This is a genomic window from Planifilum fulgidum (genome assembly GCF_900113175.1).
Taxonomy (GTDB): Bacteria; Bacillota; Bacilli; order Thermoactinomycetales; family DSM-44946; genus Planifilum; species Planifilum fulgidum.
Map to the genome: position 1 here is coordinate 37,057 of NZ_FOOK01000007.1, position 15,613 is coordinate 52,669.

At 61.2% G+C, this 15,613-nt stretch carries 12 protein-coding genes; all 12 read left to right on the forward strand.

Annotated features, from left to right (window positions below; translation table 11 throughout):
- Positions 1-17 precede the first annotated feature (17 nt).
- The 12 genes from ilvD (at position 18) to galE (ending at position 15,579) form a co-directional block, all read left to right on the forward strand.
- The gene (ilvD, locus tag BM063_RS05700; RefSeq protein ID WP_092036763.1) at positions 18-1,688 is read left to right on the forward strand and encodes a dihydroxy-acid dehydratase; all 1,671 of its coding nucleotides are present in this window, start codon (positions 18-20) and stop codon (positions 1,686-1,688) included.
- 727 nt (positions 1,689-2,415) lie between these two features.
- Positions 2,416-4,152: a biosynthetic-type acetolactate synthase large subunit gene (ilvB, locus tag BM063_RS05705; protein ID WP_245752098.1), complete on the forward strand. Its 1,737-nt coding sequence runs from the start codon at positions 2,416-2,418 to the stop codon at positions 4,150-4,152.
- Positions 4,149-4,640, forward strand: coding sequence for an acetolactate synthase small subunit (gene ilvN, locus BM063_RS05710; RefSeq protein WP_092036765.1), 492 nt, complete (start codon positions 4,149-4,151; stop codon positions 4,638-4,640). The genes ilvB and ilvN overlap by 4 nt, the downstream gene beginning before the upstream one ends.
- Positions 4,641-4,723: 83 nt before the next feature.
- Positions 4,724-5,737: a ketol-acid reductoisomerase gene (ilvC, locus tag BM063_RS05715; RefSeq protein WP_092036767.1), complete on the forward strand. Its 1,014-nt coding sequence runs from the start codon at positions 4,724-4,726 to the stop codon at positions 5,735-5,737.
- Positions 5,738-5,756: 19 nt separating this feature from the next.
- Positions 5,757-7,319, forward strand: coding sequence for a 2-isopropylmalate synthase (locus BM063_RS05720; RefSeq protein ID WP_092036769.1), 1,563 nt, complete (start codon positions 5,757-5,759; stop codon positions 7,317-7,319).
- A 141-nt stretch (positions 7,320-7,460) separates the two neighbouring features.
- Complete coding sequence (gene leuB / locus BM063_RS05725) at positions 7,461-8,579, forward strand: 3-isopropylmalate dehydrogenase (RefSeq protein WP_092036771.1); 1,119 nt, start codon at positions 7,461-7,463, stop codon at positions 8,577-8,579.
- Between the two features lie 243 nt (positions 8,580-8,822).
- Positions 8,823-9,374 (forward strand): DUF420 domain-containing protein, encoded by a 552-nt coding sequence (locus BM063_RS05730; protein ID WP_092036920.1) that lies wholly within the window; start codon positions 8,823-8,825, stop codon positions 9,372-9,374.
- Positions 9,375-9,660: 286 nt separating this feature from the next.
- The gene (locus BM063_RS05735) at positions 9,661-10,494 is read left to right on the forward strand and encodes an MIP/aquaporin family protein (RefSeq protein WP_092036922.1); all 834 of its coding nucleotides are present in this window, start codon (positions 9,661-9,663) and stop codon (positions 10,492-10,494) included.
- A gap of 86 nt (positions 10,495-10,580) precedes the next feature.
- Entirely contained in the window at positions 10,581-12,077 is a 1,497-nt protein-coding gene (gene glpK, locus BM063_RS05740) for a glycerol kinase GlpK (RefSeq protein WP_092036924.1), read from the forward strand.
- 345 nt (positions 12,078-12,422) lie between these two features.
- Entirely contained in the window at positions 12,423-13,406 is a 984-nt protein-coding gene (gene galT, locus BM063_RS05745; RefSeq protein WP_092036926.1) for a galactose-1-phosphate uridylyltransferase, read from the forward strand.
- Entirely contained in the window at positions 13,403-14,578 is a 1,176-nt protein-coding gene (locus BM063_RS05750) for a galactokinase (protein WP_092036772.1), read from the forward strand. The genes galT and BM063_RS05750 overlap by 4 nt, the downstream gene beginning before the upstream one ends.
- Entirely contained in the window at positions 14,578-15,579 is a 1,002-nt protein-coding gene (galE, locus tag BM063_RS05755) for a UDP-glucose 4-epimerase GalE (protein WP_092036774.1), read from the forward strand. The genes BM063_RS05750 and galE overlap by 1 nt, the downstream gene beginning before the upstream one ends.
- Positions 15,580-15,613: the final 34 nt, after the last annotated feature.

Sequence of the window (15,613 nt, forward strand, 5' to 3'; positions counted from 1 at the left end):
TGCGGAGGGGAGAAAACATGCGCAGCGACCGGATCAAGAAAGGGATCGATCGCGCGCCCCATCGCAGCCTTCTCAAGGCGACGGGCCTTAAGGACGAGGACTTTGACAAGCCCTTTATCGGCATCTGCAATTCCTTCGTGGAGATCATTCCCGGGCACATCCACCTGCAGGAATTCGGGAAGCTGGTGAAGGAGGCCGTCCGCGAAGCGGGGGGCGTTCCCTTTGAGTTCAACACGATCGGCGTGGACGACGGGATCGCGATGGGCCACATCGGCATGCGCTACTCGCTGCCCAGCCGCGAGCTGATCGCCGATTCCCTGGAGACGGTGGTGCAGGCCCACTGGTTCGACGGGCTGATCTGCATTCCCAACTGCGACAAGATCACCCCGGGGATGATGATGGGGGCGATGCGGGTCAACATCCCGACGATCTTCATCAGCGGCGGTCCGATGGCTGCAGGCCGGATGCCGGACGGCCGCAAGGTCGATCTGTCTTCGGTGTTCGAAGGGGTGGGGGCCTACCATTCCGGAAAGATCGATGAGCGGGAGCTGAAGATGCTGGAGGACTTCGGCTGTCCCAGCTGCGGCTCCTGTTCGGGGATGTTCACCGCCAACTCCATGAACTGTCTGGCGGAGGCGTTGGGCTTGGCTCTGCCCGGAAACGGGAGCATCCTGGCCGGCACGAAGGAGCGGGAGGAGCTGGCCCGCCGGGCGGCGCGGCAGATCATGGCCCTGGTGGAAGCGGACCTGAAGCCCAGGGACATTGTCACCCGGGAGGCCTTGGACAATGCCTTCATCCTGGACATGGCCATGGGCGGCTCCACCAACACGGTGCTGCACACCATCGCCGTCGCCCACGAGGCGGGGGTGGAATATCCCCTGTCCCGCTTGAACGAGCTGGCCGAACGGGTTCCCCACCTGTGCAAGGTGAGCCCCGCCGGCCGGTGGCACATGGAGGATGTGCACCGGGCGGGGGGAATCAGCGCCATTTTGAAGGAGCTGAGCCGAATCGAAGGCCTGCTCCATCTGGATGCGAAAACGGTCACCTTGAAGACCCTGGGTGAAAATATCGCGGATGCGGAAATCAAGGACGAAGAGGTGATCCGCCCCTTGGAGCGGGCCCACAGCCGGAGAGGAGGGCTTTCCATCCTGTTCGGGAATCTGGCGCCGGACGGAGCGGTCATCAAGACCGGTGCGGTGGACCCGTCGATCCGGGTGTTCCGGGGACCCGCCGTGGTTTTCGATTCCCAGGATTCGGCCATCGCCGCCATCGCCCTGGGGAAGGTGAAGCCGGGCGATGTGGTGGTGATCCGCTACGAGGGGCCCAAAGGAGGGCCGGGCATGCCGGAAATGCTCTCGCCGACCTCCGCCATCGCCGGAATGGGACTGGACAAAGAGGTGGCGCTGATCACGGACGGCCGTTTCTCCGGGGCGACGCGGGGGATCTGCATCGGCCACGTGTCTCCGGAGGCGGCTGAAGGGGGACCGATCGCCCTGATTGAGCCGGGGGACATGATCGAGATCGATCTTACGAACCGCCGCATCCATCTGGATGTTCCCGAGGAGGAATTGAAGCGGAGGCGGGCGGCCTGGACAGAGCCGGAGCCCAAGGTGAAGACCGGATACCTCAGGAGATACGCCCGGTTGGTCACCTCCGCCAGCACCGGCGCGGTCTTCCGGGAGATCTAGCGCTGTGAAAAAAAAATTTATGGTTCTAAGGCGGGCATCCGGCTCATATACAATGAACCAAATCGAAGCATGGGGAGGCTGCCGGATCGGAGAGAGTGCACCGCGGAAAAAAATTTTTCGAAAGACAGTTGACAAAGATGAATTTGCCTGATTATAATAACACCTAAATAATCGAACAGGTAAAGCAAATCAAATAACGGAGAATGGTTGGAAGGGTGCCTAGGGTTCCGCCCGCCTGCGTTTGCGGGGTCTGCGACCGAGCGGCACCAGCATTCCGGCGGCATGCCGGGATGTACACCGTGAGGATAAAAGCCTCTGCGGCAGGTTCTGACCTGAAGCATTACGGGACAGGTTGGCGCTTGCGAGCAGGGGTTTGTTGTTATTTAAAAACTGAATCGGTTTAAAGCGATGAAGAGGACAACAAGCGATCCGTCACCGTGTCACAGAGAGTTCCGGATAGGTGAGACCGGAATCACGGCCGGACCGCTTTCTCCCCTCGGAGCTGGACGCCGAAAGGCGGCGCATGCCGCGCGAGTAGGCCGTCTCCGGTTGTCGCCGTTATCCGACGGGGTGCGATCCCTTCGCACCCGCAGAGGCCGACTCCCGCGAGGGAGCGGCGAAATTGGGTGGTACCGCGAACCTTTCGCCCCAATCGAGGCAATATTTGTGACTCGTGTGGGGTGAAAGGTTTTCTTTTTTCAATATCACTGAAGGAGGTTCGATCAAGGTGCCTCACCCGGCGATCGCGACGGAGGACCGACAGGAGAAAGGGACAGAAACGAGGGAGCTGACCGGTTCGGAAATCCTGCTCCGCTGCCTCATCAGAGAAGGGGTGGACACCATTTTCGGATATCCCGGAGGGGCGGTGCTTCCGATCTACGACTCCCTCTATCACGGTCAGATCCGCCATGTATTGGCCCGGCACGAGCAGGGGGCGATCCACATGGCCGAGGGCTATGCCCGGGTCACGGGAAAACCCGGTGTCGTGATCGCCACCTCCGGGCCGGGGGCGACCAACCTGGTGACCGGAATCGCCAATGCGTACATGGATTCCATTCCCTTGGTCTGCATCACGGGCAATGTCCCGCAAAACCTGATCGGAACGGACGCCTTCCAGGAGGCGGACATCACCGGGATCACCATGCCGATTACCAAGCACAACTATTTCGTGACCGATGTGCGGGACCTGGCCCGGGTGGTGAAGGAAGCCTTCGTCATCGCGTCCACGGGTCGTCCGGGACCGGTGCTGATCGATATTCCCAAGGATGTGTCCAACGCAAAGGCTGCCCTCAAGTTTCCGGACAAGGTTTTCATCCGGGGCTATCAGCCCACCACCGATCCCCATCCCCTTCAGGTTCAGAAGCTGAAGGCGGCCATCGCCAAAGCGGAAAGGCCGGTCATTCTCGCTGGAGGCGGCGTGGTCACGTCGGGAGCCGACCAGGAGCTGAAGGCCTTTGCCGAGCAGGCGCAGATTCCCGTGGTGACGACCCTGATGGGCATCGGCGGTTTTTCCGGACATCATCCGCTTTGGGTGGGCATGCCGGGGATGCACGGGACGTATGCCGCCAATCATGCACTGCTGGAATGCGACCTGTTGATCGGCATCGGCGCCCGTTTCGATGACCGGGTGACCATGGGACGTATCGACAAATTTGCGAAGGGGGCGAAAATCGCCCACATCGACATCGACCCGGCGGAGATCGGAAAAAACGTGGACGCCTATATCCCGATCGTCGGCGACGTGAAAAGGGTGCTCCAGGCGGCGCTGGACGGTCTTCCCCGGAGCCGTTCCGCGGATTGGCTCAGAAGGATCGAAGACTGGAAGCGGCAGTATCCCCTCACCTTCCGTCCGTCGGAGAACGCTTTGAAACCCCAGTGGGTGATTCGCCACCTTTACGAAACCACCGGCGGGGATGCCATCGTCACCACGGATGTGGGTCAGCACCAGATGTGGGTGGCCCAATATTTCCGCTTCGCACGGCCCCGTTCCTTCATCACCTCCGGCGGCCTCGGAACGATGGGGTTCGGTTTTCCGGCGGCCCTGGGAGCGCAGATCGCGAATCCCGACCGGCTGGTGATCTGCGTGACCGGGGACGGGGGATTTCAGATGACCTCCCAGGAACTGGCGATTGCCGCCCTGGAAAATCTCCCCGTCAAGGTGGCCATCATCAACAACCGGTGCCTCGGCATGGTGCGGCAGTGGCAGGAGGTGTTCTACCAGGAGCGGTACAGCGAAGTGGATCTCTCCGGCAGCCCCGATTTCGTGAAGCTGGCGGAGGCCTACGGGGTGAAGGGGCTCCGGGCGCGGACGGAGGAAGAGGCGAAACGGGCCTGGCAGGAAGCGCTCGCCCATCCCGGTCCCGTCGTGGTCGATTTTGAGATCGATCCCGAAGAGAATGTCTATCCGATGGTGGCGCCGGGGTCGAGTCTGGACGAGATGATCATGGGGGATGAAGAGGCATGAGGCACATTCTGTCCGTGTTGGTCAACGATCAGCCGCGCGTTCTCGCCCGGGTGGCCAATCTCCTCGGGCGCCGCAACTTCAACATCGAGAGCATCAGCGTCGGCGAGTCCGAGGAACCCGGTTTGTCCCGGATGGTGATCGTCACCCACGGGGACGAGCGGACGATGGAGCAGGTGTCCAAACAATTGCACAAGCTGGTCGACGTGATCAAGGTGCAGGATCTGAGCTCCCACCCGGTGGTGGCCCGGGAGCTGATGTTGGTGAAGGTGGGGGCGAATCCCTCGACGCGGACGGAGATCGCGGGCATCGTCGAACCCTTCCGGGCGTCGGTGGTGGATGTGGGAAGCAACACCCTCATGGTGCAGGCCACCGGAGACCGGGAGAAACTGGACGCCCTGCTGGATTTGCTCCGCCCCTACGGGATCAAGGAGATCGCCCGGACGGGGGTGACGGCCCTGCCCCGGGGGCCGATCAAAGTTCCCTCGTAAGAGAGCTTCCAAGGGGAAACTTCCGCCCTTCGCGGGCGGATCCTGATACAACAGACAACAAATTACCGACTGGAGGGATTGGCATGGCGAAAATGTATTACGAACAGGATGCGGATCTGAAAGCGCTGGAGGGAAAGACGGTTGCCGTGATCGGATACGGGAGCCAGGGGCACGCCCAGGCGCTGAATTTGAGGGACAGCGGCGTCGACGTGGTGATCGGCCTTCGCCCGGGGAAATCGTGGGAGCAGGCGGAAAGGGACGGCTTTACGGTTTGCCCGGTCGATGAAGCGGTGAAGCGGGCCGATGTGGTGCAGATCCTCCTTCCGGACGAGGTGCAGCCCAAGGTGTACCGGGAACAGATCGCGCCCCATCTGAAACCCGGTTCCGCCCTGTTTTTCTCCCACGGTTTCAACATCCATTTCGGGCAGATCGTTCCCGACAAGTCGGTCGATGTGGTGCTGATCGCCCCCAAGGGGCCGGGCCATCTGGTGCGGAGGGTTTATGCCGAGGGATTTGGCGTTCCGGCGCTGATCGCCGTTCACCAGGACGCCACCGGAAAGGCGATGGAGATCGGATTGGCCTACGCCAAGGGAATCGGGGCCACCCGGGCGGGGGTCATCGAGACGACGTTCAAGGAAGAGACGGAGACGGACCTGTTCGGCGAACAGGCGGTGCTGTGCGGCGGTGTGACCCAGTTGATCAAGGCGGGCTTCGAAACCCTCACCGAGGCGGGTTATCAGCCGGAGATCGCCTACTTCGAATGTCTCCACGAATTGAAGCTGATCGTCGATCTGATGTATGAGGGCGGCTTGGCCGGCATGCGCTACTCCGTCAGCGACACCGCGGAATTCGGCGATTACGTGAGCGGCAAGCGGGTGATCGACGAAGGAGTCCGGGAGCGGATGAAGCAGATCCTCAAGGAAGTTCAGGACGGCACCTTCGCCAAGCGCTGGATCGAGGAAAACGAGCGGGGACGCCTGGAGTTCAGCCGGATGAGAGAAGAGGAGAGGAATCACCCCATCGAACAGGTGGGTTCGAAGTTGCGCGAGATGATGGTTTGGGTCGACGGAAAGAGAAAAGAACCCGTCAAATCTTAACCTGGGAGGGTGTCGCCCCATGCGGACCGTAGAGATCTTTGATACCACGCTGCGGGACGGCGAGCAGTCGCCGGGAGTCAATCTGAGCACGTCGGAAAAGGTGGAAATCGCTCTCCAGCTGGAGAAGCTGGGGGTGAACTCCATCGAAGCCGGCTTTGCCGCCTCCTCGCCGGGGGATTTCCAATCGGTCCGGGCGGTGGCGAAGAAAGTGAAACGGGCGACGGTGGTCAGCCTGTCCCGGTCCGTGGAAAAGGACATCGATGCGTCCTGGGAGGCGCTGAAGGAAGCGGAATCCCCCTGCATCCACATCTTTTTGGCCACTTCTCCGATCCACCGGAAATATAAGCTCCGCATGAGCAAGGAAGAGGTCCTGGAGACGCTCGATCGGGCCATCCGATATGCCAGGCGGTTTTTCCCCAAGGTGGAGTTTTCCGCCGAAGACGCGGGGCGGACGGAGATCGATTACCTCTGCCAGGTGGCGGAACGGGCCATCGCAGCCGGGGCGGACGTGTTGAACTTCCCCGACACGGTGGGTTATCTGACGCCGGAGGAGTATGCCGACATCTTCATCCAACTGCGCCGGCGGGTTCCCGGCATTGAAAAGGTCAAACTGAGCGCCCACTGCCACAACGATCTCGGCATGGCCGTGGCCAACACCCTCGCCGCCATCCAGGCGGGGGTGGATCAGGTGGAGGGAACGATCAACGGGATCGGCGAAAGGGCCGGAAACGCCGCCATCGAAGAAGTGGCCATGGCGCTGAAGACCCGCGAATCCTACTACCAGGCCGCCACCACCCTCAATCACCGGGAGATCGCCCGCACCAGCCGCTTGGTGAGCAAGCTGACCGGGATGTTTGTCCCCGGCAACAAGGCGATCGTCGGGGCCAACGCCTTCGCCCATGAATCGGGGATTCACCAGGACGGCATCCTCAAGCATCAGTCCACCTACGAAATCATCCGTCCGGAGACGGTCGGCTTCGAGAAAAGCCGGCTGGTGCTGGGCAAACATTCGGGACGGCACGCCTTCCGGGATCATCTGAGCGCTTTGGGTTACCGTCTCACCGACGAACAGATCAACCAGCTTTTCGTCCGCTTCAAGGAGATGGCGGACCGGAAAAAAGAGATCACCGATCAGGACCTGATCGCCCTCGTGGAGGAAAAGTGGGGGGAACCGAAGACGGAAGTGTACGCGCTGGAGTGGGTGCAGCTCTCCTACGGCAATCAGTCGGTTCCCACCGCGTCGGTCCGGCTGCGCAATGCCCGGACCGGTGAGATTCTGGAAGAGGCGGCCTGCGGCAACGGCTCCCTCGACGCCATCTTCAAGGCGATCGATCGCATCACCGGTGAAGAGGTGGAATTGGTCGATTGCAAAATCGTGTCCGTCACGCGGGGCAAGGACGCCCTCGGCGAGGTGTATGTACAGCTGAATCAGAAGGAGCTCACCGTTCAGGGACGGGGCGTGAGCACGGATATTCTCGAAGCGAGCGCGCGGGCTTATATCGACGGAATCAACCGGTTGATCCAGTGTCGGGGGGAGAAGCCTTCCGAAGAGAAAGAGACGATGGGTGTTTCGATGGGATAGGAGAGAGGGAAACCGCGAACGGCCAGGTCGGATGAGACAGGGAGGTGCGGGTGTCCGGAGATCGTTGCGGACCCCGCTCTTCTTCCATCCGACAAGAGGGCTTCGGCAACATGACAGGTCGAATCAAAAGGAGAGGGAAATATGGTCAAGAAAATTGCCGTTCTCCCGGGGGACGGGATCGGACCGGAAATCGTCGATGAAGGCGTCAAGATCCTCCGGGTGGTGGCGGAGACCTTCGGTTATCGCTTTTCGTTCCGGTTTGGCATGGTGGGAGGCGGAGCGATCGACCGGGTGGGGAATCCCCTCCCGCAGGAAACCTTGGATTTGTGCCGCGATTCGGATGCGGTGCTCCTGGGGGCGGTGGGCGGACCCCGGTGGGACGACAACCCGCCCGAGCTGCGCCCGGAAAAGGCGCTGCTGAGATTGCGGAAGGAACTGGGACTGTACGCCAACTTGCGGCCGGCCATGCTGTTTGAGGGCATGGAGGAAAGTTCGACCCTCCGCCCGGAGGTGCTCCGGGGCGTGGATCTGATCGTCGTCCGGGAGCTGACCGGCGGCATTTACTTCGGGGAAAAGCGCCGGGAACGGTCGGAGGAGGGCGAAAAGGCGACGGACACCTTGGTGTATCACGAGTGGGAGATCGAGCGGATCGCCCGGCGTGCCTTTGACATCGCCCGCGGCCGGCGGAAACGGGTCACCTCCGTCGACAAGGCCAACGTATTGGAAAGCTCCCGCCTCTGGCGTTCCGTCGTCAACCGGGTGGCTGAGGATTACCCCGACGTGGAGCTGGAACACATGCTGGTGGACAATTGCGCGATGCAGGTGGTCCGAAAGCCCGCCCATTTCGACGTGATCGTCACCGAGAACATGTTCGGGGATATTTTGAGCGATGAAACGGCCATTCTGACCGGCTCCATCGGGATGCTTCCCTCCGCCAGCCTCGGCGACGGTTCCTTCGGCCTGTACGAACCGGTCCACGGTTCCGCCCCGGATATCGCCGGTCAAGGCGTGGCCAATCCCGTTGCCACCATCCTGTCCGTGGCGATGATGCTTCGCCACTCCTTCGGGTACGAAGAGGCCGCGCGGGCCGTCGAACAGGCGGTGCGCTCCGTGCTGGCCGCCGGTTACCGGACGGCGGATTTGGCCCCGTCGGGCGATCTGGCCATCGGCACCGAGGAGTTCGGTGACCGGGTGGCCGAGGCGATCCGACGCCACGAGCCGTCTTCCTCGACGACGGTGCCGCTGGAGATCGTGTTGTAAGCTTCCGACAAGTCAACCCCCTGCTGTCGGGGCCCTTCCTGAAAGGGCCCCTTTTTTGTGGACGGATTCTTCCTATATATAAGGTAGAAATCCGTCGAAAACGCCGATGGTCTCCGGCGGAAGCAATGATCGCCGTCACATCGATCGGATCCATTTTTCACGGATTTGTGACCGCGATTCCGTTGGAGGATCCATGTGGTATACTATGTTTTGACGGAATTCCTCCAAAAAGGTGAACGAATCATGGAGAAGACCAATTATGAGACGGAAAACGTCAGGCAGCGGAATTATACGCCTTGGGTGGTCACCCTGTCGATCGCCATCAATTTGATCGTGGCCATTTTGTTCTTCATGCCGAAGGCGGACCGCTTCGATCACTGGGACCTCACCTTCCTGCCCATGTTGAATGCGATTTTCAACAGTTTTACCACGGTTTTTCTGCTGGCCGCTCTGTACTTCATCCGCCGGAAAAACGTGAAGCTGCACCGGCGGTTCATCCTGGCCGCCTTCGCCACGACGGCGCTGTTTCTGATCACATATCTGATCTACCATTCCTTGGCGGAATCGACGCCATACGGCGGCGAAGGGGTGCTCAGGGCCGTCTATTATTTCATTTTGATCACTCATGTCGTTCTGGCGGCGGTGATCGTTCCCCTGGCCCTTTTCACCCTTGCCCGGGGGCTGAACATGCAGGTGGAGAAGCACCGCAAAATCGCCCGTTGGACCATGCCCCTGTGGCTCTACGTCAGCATTACCGGCGTTCTGGTGTATCTGATGATCTCACCCTATTACTGAGAAAAGCGTTGGCGGGAGCGCGATCGCTGCGGCGCTCCCCTTTTTTGGCCGCTTCATTTCATCCCCGGCTCCCCGCAAAGCTTCGCGTCCGGAGGAAGCCTTTTCCCGGTCGTCCGAGAATCCCGTTGTTGCCGCCATCGACCTGTTTCATCCAAATTTTCCATCAATTATTGCATTAAATTTTCTTATAAAATATAATATTTTGATGGAAGCGGATTTTTCTGTCGGACGAAAAGGCGTGGAGGATGCAACCTTTCGAGGACGATTGGGAAAGGGGAGTCGAAAGGTGAATCGGAACCTGTGGGGGCAATGCCTGTCCGAGTTTGTCGGCACGTTTATCCTGATTTTCATCGGGTGCGGTGCGGTGGCCGGATGGGTGCTGAATGAATTGTCCCTGGATTTGTGGGGGATCGCCTGCATCTGGGGAATGGCCGTCGCGATGGCGATCTACATTACCGGTCCGGTGTCGGGGACGCACATCAACCCGGCAGTCACCATCACCATGGCGGTTTTTCGCGGTTTTCCCTGGAAAAACGTGATTCCCTACATCGTCGCCCAGATGGCGGGGGCCTTCGCGGGTGCGGCCGTCGTCTATCTCTTTTACCGGCACGCGTTTGCGCAGTTTGAAGCCGGTCAAAACATTGTCCGGGGTTCGGCGGAAAGCGTGGTCACCGCGAAGGTGTTCTCCACGTATCCGGCGCCTTACTTGTCCAACTGGGAAGCCTTCTTTGTCGAGTTCGCCATCACCGCCCTCCTGTTGATGGTGATCCTGGCCGTGGTCGATGAACGGAACCCGCTGCTGTCGGCGCTGAAAAATCTCGGGCCCTTGGTGATCGGGCTGACCATCGCGATGATCGGCGGATCCTTCGGCAGCCTGACGGGTTTTGCCCTGAATCCGGCGCGGGATTTCGGCCCCAAACTGTTTGCGGCGTTGGCGGGGTGGGACAGTATTGCCCTGCCCGGACCGGGCGCCTACTTCTGGGTTCCCTTGATCGCGCCCGTCCTCGGGGGTCTGTTCGGGGCGCTGGTGTATGACGGCGTGATCCGTCCGTTCCTTCAGCGGGAGGAGGAAGCGCCGGCGGTCCAGGCGGAGCGGAAACAGCGCCCGCTGGATGCGTGAAATGACGAGTCCGGCGGAAGGGAAGGCGGCGCGGGAGAAAGAAATCCTTTGTAGCGGGACAAGGGGGGTTGATTGTGAAGGACCAGATGTACATGTTGGCCATCGACCAGGGGACCACCAGCTCCCGGGCCATCCTGTTCGATCGGCAGGGTGAGATCCGGGGAATCGCGCAGAAGGAGTTTCGCCAGCTCTATCCGAAACCGGGCTGGGTGGAACACGACGCGGAAGAGATTTGGGAAGTCACCCGGTGGGTGGTGGATCATCTGTTTGAATCCACCGGCGTGCGCCGGGATCAGGTGGCCGGCATCGGGATCACCAATCAGCGGGAAACGACGGTGGTCTGGGATAAGGACACCGGCAGCCCCGTTTACCACGCCATCGTGTGGCAGAGCCGTCAAACCGCCGACATCTGCGAGGACCTGAAGCGGCGGGGGCTGGAGAAAACCATTCGTGACAAGACCGGGTTGGTGGTGGACGCCTACTTTTCCGGGACCAAGGTGAAATGGATCCTGGACCACGTGGAAGGAGCCAGGGAGAAGGCGGAGCGGGGGGAATTGCTGTTCGGAACCATCGACACATGGCTCCTTTGGAAACTGACCGGCGGCAAAGTGCACGCCACCGATTTCAGCAACGCTTCCCGCACCCTCCTGTTCAACATCCACACCTTGGATTGGGACGATGAACTGCTGGAGATGTTGGATGTGCCCCGGGCCATGTTGCCGGAGGTGCGCCCGTCGAGCGAGGTGTATGGATATACGGATGAAGCTGCGTTCGGCGGGGCGAGGGTGCCCGTGGCCGGGATGGCGGGCGACCAGCAGGCGGCCCTGTTCGGTCAGGCCTGCTTCACGCCCGGGATGGCCAAGAACACCTACGGCACCGGGTGTTTCCTGCTGATGCACACCGGCGACCGGGCGGTTCGTTCCAACCACGGCCTTTTGACCACCGTCGCCTGGGGGATTGAGGGACGGGTGGAATATGCCCTGGAAGGGAGCATCTTCGTGGCGGGGGCGGCGATCCAGTGGCTGCGGGACGGTCTGGAGATCCTGCAAACGGCCAGGGAATCGGAGGACCGCGCCCGCCGACTGAAATCCAATGAAGGGGTTTATCTCGTCCCCGCCTTCGTGGGGCTGGGAGCCCCCTATTGGGACATGGAGGCCCGCGGGGCGATCTTCGGGCTGACCCGAGGCACCACCCGGGATCACCTGGCCCGGGCCGCCCTGGAATCCCTGGCGTATCAGACCCGTGATGTGGTGGCGGCGATGGAGCAGGATGCCGGCATCCGTCTGCAGCAATTGAACGTGGACGGCGGCGCCTCCCTGAATGACTTTTTGATGCAATTCCAGTCCGACATTTTGAACGTGACGGTGAAGCGGCCGGTGGTGAGTGAAACCACCGCCCTGGGGGCGGCCTATCTCGCCGGATTGGCCGTCGGTTATTGGAACGACCGAGAGACGATCCAGGAAAATTGGGCGGTGGCCGCGGAGTACCGCCCCCAAATGGCGGAAGAGGAGCGGGAGGCCCTCTATCGGGGATGGCGGGATGCCGTGAGCCGGACCCTCTCCCGCAGAGAGGTGAAGGTTTGAGCCTTCCTGAACAAACGTGCCCCCTGAAGCCCAACAGGCTTTCTGCGAGGCTTTAGGGGGTTTTTTGTTTCCGGAGGCGTGCGCGACGCCGGGGATCGACCCGGTGTCCATCCGACAAATGTTTTCCATGAAAAGGAAGGGGCTTGTGTCCAGGGGATTCCCGAGGGCCGGACGGCGTGGGCCTTCGGCGAAAATGCCGGGGGGAATATCAGATTTGTTCGACTCACGCGTAAATTCCCAATGATCGATTGATGATCTCTTTTTCCTGTGAGATGATGGAATAGGGTACGGCTTTGCCGGACGGTCTTCGACGGCCAGGGAATTCAAGCGGGGGTGATTCATCCGGTGGAACTGCGCTACAATCCCCTTTTGGACGATTGGACGATGGTGGCTTCCAATCGGAAAGACCGGCCCCATCTGCCGGAGACGGATTGTCCCTTTTGTCCGGGATCGGGGAAAGTTCCGGAGGACTACGACGTTTACGCGTACGACAACGATTTTCCCGCGCTGATGCCGGATCCGCCGGAGCCCGATCCGGTGGGTTCTTCCCTCTACCGGACCCGCAAGGCGGTGGGCAAATGCGAAGTGATCCTTTATTCCCCCAGCCACACCGCCACCCTTCCGGAGCTTTCCGTGGATCACATCGAGAAGCTGGTCGATCTTTGGACGGAACGCTTCGTCGAATTGGGCAAGGATCCGAGGCATCAATATGTGCTCATCTTTGAGAACCGGGGGAAGGAATGCGGGGTGACGATGTTCCATCCCCACGGTCAAATCTACGCCTATTCCCACATGCCCCTGAAGATTCGCACCGAGCTGGAGAATTGCCGCAAATATTACGAGCGGAAGGGTTCCTGCCTCATTTGCGACATGAACCGGGAGGAGAGGACCTTCGGGGGAAGAATCATCGCCGAGAACGACCATTTTGTCGCTTATCTTCCCTTTTTCACCGATTATCCCTACGGTGTGTTCATCGTCAGCAACAGCCACAAAACCGCCCTCAGCGATTTTGACCGGGCGGAGAGGCGCAGCCTGGCGGATATGCTGCAAAAGGTGACCGGGGCGATGGACAACCTGTTTGACAGGCTGTTTCCCTACATGATGGTCCTGCACCAGCGTCCCGTCAACGGGGAGGATGTGGAGGACTACTATCACTTTCATATCGAGTTTTATCCTCCCCTTAGGGAAGCGGACAAAATCAAATATTACGCCTCTTCGGAGATGGGCGCCTGGGCGGCGTGCAACCCCCATTCCGTCGAGGAATGCGCGGAGCGGTTGCGCGAAGCGTACCGCCGCTTTGTGCGGCAGGGGAGGCGGGGGATCCGATGAAGCGCGTGGAGGATTTGGAACGGGAATTTGGCCGCCTCTACGGCGCCGAGCCCGAACGGGTGTTTTTCGCGCCGGGCAGGGTGAATCTCATCGGGGAACACACCGATTACAACGGCGGGCACGTCTTTCCCGCCGCCCTCACCTTCGGCACCCTCGTGGCGGTCCGGGCCCGGAAGGACGGCCGTTTCCGCCTGGCCTCCCGCCAATTTGCGAACCGGGTGGAGGTGGGGGTGGGGGATGTGGTTTACCGAAAGGAAGACGGATGGGCCAATTTCCCCAAAGGGGTGCTGCACCAGTTCCTCGCATGCGGCGTTCATCTTTCCGGGTGCGACATGCTGTTCGACGGGGATGTTCCCCTGGGAGCGGGACTTTCCTCCTCCGCCTCCATCGAGCTGGCGGCGGCGACGGCCATTGCCGCCGTGAGCGGCCTCTCCTGGCCGATGATCCGATTGGTCCAGCTGGTCCAGCAGGCGGAAAATCAATTTGTCGGCGTCAAGTGCGGAATCATGGATCCGTTCGCTTCCGGCATGGGAAAGGCGGACCACGCCATCCTCCTTCATTGCGACACGCTCGACTACCGGCATGTCCCCTTGCGGCTGGGGGATTATCGCCTCGTCATCGTTCACACCAACAAGTCGCGGGGGCTGGCCGGCTCCAAATACAACGAGCGCCGGCAGGAGTGCGAAGCCGGGCTGCGGGAGCTGCAGCGGGCGCTTCCCGGTGTGAAGTCCCTGGGGGAGGTGCGCCCGGAAGAATGGGAGCGGGTGCAGGGGAGGGTATCCTCCGAGCGGTTGCGCAGGCGGATCCGGCACGTGGTGACGGAAAACGACCGGGTGCTGCGGTCCGCGGAAGCCCTCGAATCGGGAGACCTGCCTGCCTTTGGCCGGCTGATGAGAGAATCTCACCTCTCCCTCCAAAGGGATTACGAGGTGACCGGCCCGGAGCTGGATGCCCTCTTCGACGAGGCGATCCGGGTGGAAGGATGCATCGGGGCGCGGATGACCGGAGCCGGATTCGGCGGCTGCACGGTGAACCTGGTGCACCGGGATGCGCTGGAGGAGTTCCGGAGGCGCGTGGAGGAAGGATACCGCCGCCGGACCGGATTGACCCCTCGTTTCTACTGCCCGGGCATCGGCGACGGAGCGAGAGAGATTCACAGGGGGGAAAAGTGATGGCGGTTCTCGTCACCGGCGGAGCGGGATACATCGGCAGCCACACGGTGTTGGAACTGGCGGAGCGGGGAGAAGAGGTGGTGGTCCTGGACAACCTCCGAACGGGGCACAGGGAGGCGGTTCGTGTCTCCTCTTTTTACCGGGGGGACGTGGGCGACGAAGCCCTGCTGGACCGGATCTTTCGGGAGCGGGAGATCGAAGCGGTGATCCATTTCGCCGCCTGTTCGCTGGTGGGGGAGAGCGGCAGGGACCCTCTTCTTTACTATGAAAACAATGTGGGGGGAACTTTGCGCCTGCTTAAGAAGATGGTTGAACACGGCGTGAAGAAACTCGTCTTCTCCTCGACGGCGGCGGTCTACGGCGAGCCGGAAAGGACGCCCATTTCGGAGGAGGATCCGACGAATCCCACCAATCCTTACGGGGAAACCAAACTGGCCATCGAGAGGATGCTGAAGTGGTGCGACCGGGCCTACGGAGTGAAGGCCGTTTCCCTGCGCTATTTCAATGCCGCCGGCGCCCATCCCTCGGGCGAGCTGGGGGAGGATCACGATCCGGAGACCCACCTGATTCCCATCGTGTTGCAGGCGGCGCTGGGAAAGCGGGAATGCGTCCATGTATACGGGGATGATTATCCCACCCGGGACGGGACCTGCATCCGGGATTTCGTTCACGTGACGGATCTGGCCCACGCCCACTGGTTGTCCCTCGAAAAATTGCGCCGGGACGGAGAGGGAGGGGTTTACAACCTGGGCAACGGGGCGGGATTTTCCGTCCGCGAAGTGATCGAGACGGCCCGTCAGGTGACCGGCCGCCCCATCCCCGAAAAGAGGGCCCCCCGGCGGCCGGGGGATCCGGCGATCCTGGTGGCTTCCGCCGAGAAGGCCCGGCGGGAGTTGGGCTGGACTCCCCGATATTCCAGGCTGGAAGAGATTCTGGAGACGGCCTGGAACTGGCACCGACGTCACCCCCACGGTTTTCGGACGAAGGCGCAGGAAGTGTAAAGCTGGGTGGAAAAGCGCCCCTGCTTCGGCAGGG

Excerpts from the sequence above, each read along its gene's own strand:
- leuB (WP_092036771.1), top strand. The coding sequence starts at position 7,461 with ATGGTCAAGAAAATTGCCGTTCTCCCGGGGGACGGGATCGGACCGGAA.
- ilvN (WP_092036765.1), top strand. The coding sequence starts at position 4,149 with ATGAGGCACATTCTGTCCGTGTTGGTCAACGATCAGCCGCGCGTTCTC.
- BM063_RS05750 (WP_092036772.1), top strand. The coding sequence starts at position 13,403 with ATGAAGCGCGTGGAGGATTTGGAACGGGAATTTGGCCGCCTCTACGGC.
- ilvD (WP_092036763.1), top strand. The coding sequence starts at position 18 with ATGCGCAGCGACCGGATCAAGAAAGGGATCGATCGCGCGCCCCATCGC.
- BM063_RS05730 (WP_092036920.1), top strand. The coding sequence starts at position 8,823 with ATGGAGAAGACCAATTATGAGACGGAAAACGTCAGGCAGCGGAATTAT.
- BM063_RS05720 (WP_092036769.1), top strand. The coding sequence starts at position 5,757 with ATGCGGACCGTAGAGATCTTTGATACCACGCTGCGGGACGGCGAGCAG.
- galE (WP_092036774.1), top strand. The coding sequence starts at position 14,578 with ATGGCGGTTCTCGTCACCGGCGGAGCGGGATACATCGGCAGCCACACG.
- glpK (WP_092036924.1), top strand. The coding sequence starts at position 10,581 with ATGTACATGTTGGCCATCGACCAGGGGACCACCAGCTCCCGGGCCATC.
- ilvC (WP_092036767.1), top strand. The coding sequence starts at position 4,724 with ATGGCGAAAATGTATTACGAACAGGATGCGGATCTGAAAGCGCTGGAG.